The sequence below is a fragment of the Novosphingobium sp. 11B genome (assembly GCF_054589055.1).
Genome location: NZ_BAAILP010000182.1, coordinates 1 through 3,459 on the forward strand (window position 1 = coordinate 1; position 3,459 = coordinate 3,459).

The window sequence follows — 3,459 nt, forward strand, 5'->3', positions numbered from 1 at the left end:
CCACACTCAACCCAACATCGAGGTGATCCACGCTCGCTTCGCGGCACTCGCCAAGAAATGGGCGCCGCGCCCGCGGAAACCCAAATAACCCTACGTCAACGCCGCCTTCCGTCGGCGCTTACGCCTAAACTGCGCAGCGCCGAGGGGAATCACAATCGCTCTATGACAGTTCCTGCCTTGCGGGTGCGCATTCCGCTCCTGACAGGATTGCTGCTCGCCAACCCACTTGGCGCCCGCGGGCCAATTCATCCGCAATGGAAAAATATGGCTAACCACGAAATTGAGGTCGTCTACTTCGATGCGCCGTCGGTTGTGAGGACCACGCTTGAAAGCGGTGCAGTCAGGATTCCTCGTGTCTTCGCAGACTTTCAGAAGGTACAGCGTATCGACATGGCCCGTTACGGCAAGAGTGGCCATTCAGTTCACGACCTAGGCGAAAGCTGTCATTCCCGCAGCTTCGCTCGCTCAAGCAAGGGAGGCCGAAAGTCGAGGCACGCCACCCAAGCAGACGCATAAAATCAATGACTTATGACCGTCATGTCTCCCGTGCGGCTTCCTGTGGGAAAGCCGTGCGCACGTGATGACCATGCAACCACGAAGCCAACGCATGTCAACGCGAGCATGGCCCAGGGAAATGCTGCGACACCCCAAGTCTCAAGCATAAAACCGCCAGCAAGGCCTCCCGCTGCGATCACACCGTTCCAGGCAACGACATTCATCGACAGAGCCGTGTCCGCGCTGTCGCCGGCAGCATCTGCGAGGGCGGTCTGGAGCAAAGTTGCCGCGCCGCCAAAAGTCAGCCCCCAGATCACAGTGCAGGCGTAGATGACGATGACGGACCTAGCGCCCAGCACAAGTGTCACCGTGACCAGTGCAAACAAAGCAAGACTCGCCAGCACGGTCGACCGCAGGAAATGGTCCACCAGCTTCCCGGTCACCCATATTCCGGCCAACGCGGTCATGCCAAATGTGAGCAGGACGAGATCCACACGGTCTGCCAGGCCAGCAGGCGTCACGAACGGCGCCACGTAGGTATAAAGGATGTTGTGTGCGAGCATCCAGCTGACGACGACGCCCAGGACGGGACGGACCCCCGGTGTCGTGAGAACGCGGTAAAGCGGCATTCGCGCACTGCGGGCCTGACCGGGATAATCGGGAACCTTCGCCAGCACCCACAAGATCAGCACGATCGTCAGCAGTGACATCACACCAAAAGCAGAACGCCAGCCGACTGCGGCACCCAGCCAAGTTCCGAAGGGAACACCGAGTGACAAGGCTACAGGCGTTCCAACCATGGCAATCGCCATCGCTCGGCCCTGTTGTTCGGGTGCAACCATCCGGCGCGCATATCCCGCCAGCAGGCTCCAGGCCAACCCCGCCGACATGCCGGCCATGAAGCGGGCGGCCATCGTGAGCACAACGTCGTGCGAGAGTGCAGTGATCGAATTGAAGACGAGGAAACCGACAATCGTCAGCAACAACACGCTGCGCCGCCGCCACCCCTGCGTCGCAATGCTGAGCGGAATGGCAGCGATCAGCGAACCGACGGCATAAGCGGTAACAGTTTGTCCCGCGAGCGCTGATGAAATGTCCATGCTCGAGGATATTTGCGGCAGCAGTCCAGCCGGCAAGGTTTCGGTGGCGATGCAGATGAAGCCAGTCATCGCAAGCGCGAGAAGTGCGGAAACTGGCATGGGATCACTTGCCCGGTTGCATTCTTCGTTCGGCATGGAAACCTTCACACTTATGGATTGATCGATCCACAACTACGCAGGTGACAGCCGAATGGCAATGATTTATAGATTGATCAGTCCATAAATGAGGATGGCATGCCGCGCACAGGACGCCCACGCACTTTTGACCGAGACGGCGCCATCGATGCGGCCATGACGCTTTTCTGGGCCCAAGGTTATGAGCCGACATCCTTGTCGCAGCTCAGGTCCAGCATGGGGGGGCTATCGTCGGCCAGCTTCTATGCGGCTTTCACGTCCAAGGAGGCGCTGTTCCAGGATGTCGTGGACCGTTATATCGGATCCTATGGTCAAGTGACCGCAAGCCTCAAGGACGATACGCTCGCCCCGCGCAATGCGATCGAGACGGCATTGCGCAAATCGGCCGCTATGCAAACGGCGCAGTCGCATCCCCCAGGCTGCTTGATCATACTTGGCGCCAACAATTGCTCGCCAGAAAATCGGCAGGTCGAGGCGATCCTGGTACAGGAGCGTCAACGCAACCGCCAAGGGATCGAACGGCATGTCGAGAGAGCCAGAACGAACGGAGAGTTGTCACCAAGTACTGACACGGCCGCAATGGCACGGATGTTTAGCACCTTCCTGAGCGGTATGTCAGTCGAAGCCAGAGATGGCGTACCTTTATCGCAGATTGACGCAGCGATTACGTCGTTGATGCGGCTTTGGGATCAGGCTGCTGTCTGACGCTGGGGCTGATGCGTGACTGACGGGGAGCGAACGCCGGATCATAGGACACCGCATAATTCACGTAGCCACCCTCGTGCATGGTACGAAGTCGCCTTGGCGCTTCAATGCAGGAGGGTGCCCGATGTCGATGCAGGATTAGACGTGAGTGACAAGACGACGCATATCTGCGTGGTCGATGCCGATGGTAAAGTTTTTCCGATGCGATGTTGTCGCGAGCGATCCCGATGTTTTGGCCAAGTGGCTGCCCCGGCATTGCGCGGATCTCGTGCGCGTAGTGTTGGAAACAGAAACGCGATCGACCTTTCTCTATCATGGACTGGCCGAGCGTGGTGTCGCGGTGGAGTGTATATGTGCGCGGCGCGCCAAGGGCGTCCTATCTGCACGTGTGAACAAGGGCGATGTCCACGACGCAGAGGGACTTGCTCAGTTGGCACGCACCGGCTGGTTCAAACGAGTCCACATGATGGCGTTGGCCACGCATATCGCCCGGGCCGAGCTGCGCATCCGTGCCCAGCTCATCACCGCGCGGACATCCATGGCCAACCAACTGCGTGGACTTTTACCAGGCTGCGGAAAAAGGGTTGGCAGAGCCGGCCATTGGCCTCGCTTTCGCCGTTTTCTAGCCCAAGGCGTCAGTCATTCTGGGAGGTAACCTTCCAGAATCCGGTCGTTTTTGACCGGCCTCGGGCGCTATGAGGCGCAGGCCTAGGTTGCGCCCAGCAGTTTCGGCAGCCTGACGAGGTTGTAGGCGGCAGCGGTGAGCGTGAAGGACCATCCGACGCGATCTTGCCCACGGTGTCGGGTTTTTCGCATGGTGCCGCAGGTTTTTGCCCATCCGAACACTTCCTCGATCCGCTTGCGGATTTTCTGGGAGAGGCCGTAGCCGGGATGGCGTGTCGTACGCCCGTCAATGGCAGAACGGCGATTGGTGTTATTCTGGGCCACGTGCGGGGTGACGTCCATCTCGCGCAATGCCTCGACGAAGGCGGCGGTGTCGTAGTTCTTGTCCGCGCCCAGCGTG

The 3,459-nt window shown here is 59.4% G+C and carries 4 protein-coding genes; 2 read left to right on the top strand and 2 right to left on the bottom strand.

The window, feature by feature from the left end:
• Positions 1-518: 518 nt before the first annotated feature.
• On the bottom strand, positions 519-1,664 hold the full coding sequence (locus tag ACYPYD_RS16925; protein WP_459664348.1) for an MFS transporter: 1,146 nt from the start codon (positions 1,662-1,664) through the stop codon (positions 519-521).
• A gap of 165 nt (positions 1,665-1,829) precedes the next feature.
• On the opposite strand from ACYPYD_RS16925, the gene ACYPYD_RS16930 reads away from it, so the two are divergent.
• Positions 1,830-2,435 (top strand): TetR/AcrR family transcriptional regulator, encoded by a 606-nt coding sequence (locus ACYPYD_RS16930; RefSeq protein WP_459664350.1) that lies wholly within the window; start codon positions 1,830-1,832, stop codon positions 2,433-2,435.
• A gap of 184 nt (positions 2,436-2,619) precedes the next feature.
• On the top strand, positions 2,620-3,090 hold the full coding sequence (locus ACYPYD_RS16935; RefSeq protein WP_459664352.1) for an IS110 family transposase: 471 nt from the start codon (positions 2,620-2,622) through the stop codon (positions 3,088-3,090).
• 53 nt (positions 3,091-3,143) lie between these two features.
• Here the strand turns inward: ACYPYD_RS16935 and ACYPYD_RS16940 are convergent.
• Positions 3,144-3,459 (bottom strand): transposase (locus tag ACYPYD_RS16940; protein WP_459664353.1); only part of this gene is annotated, 316 nt, incomplete at its 5' end.

Coding starts and splice junctions, on each gene's coding strand:
- ACYPYD_RS16925 (WP_459664348.1), bottom strand. CDS start 1,664: ATGACTGGCTTCATCTGCATCGCCACCGAAACCTTGCCGGCTGGACTG.
- ACYPYD_RS16930 (WP_459664350.1), top strand. CDS start 1,830: ATGCCGCGCACAGGACGCCCACGCACTTTTGACCGAGACGGCGCCATC.
- ACYPYD_RS16935 (WP_459664352.1), top strand. CDS start 2,620: ATGGTAAAGTTTTTCCGATGCGATGTTGTCGCGAGCGATCCCGATGTT.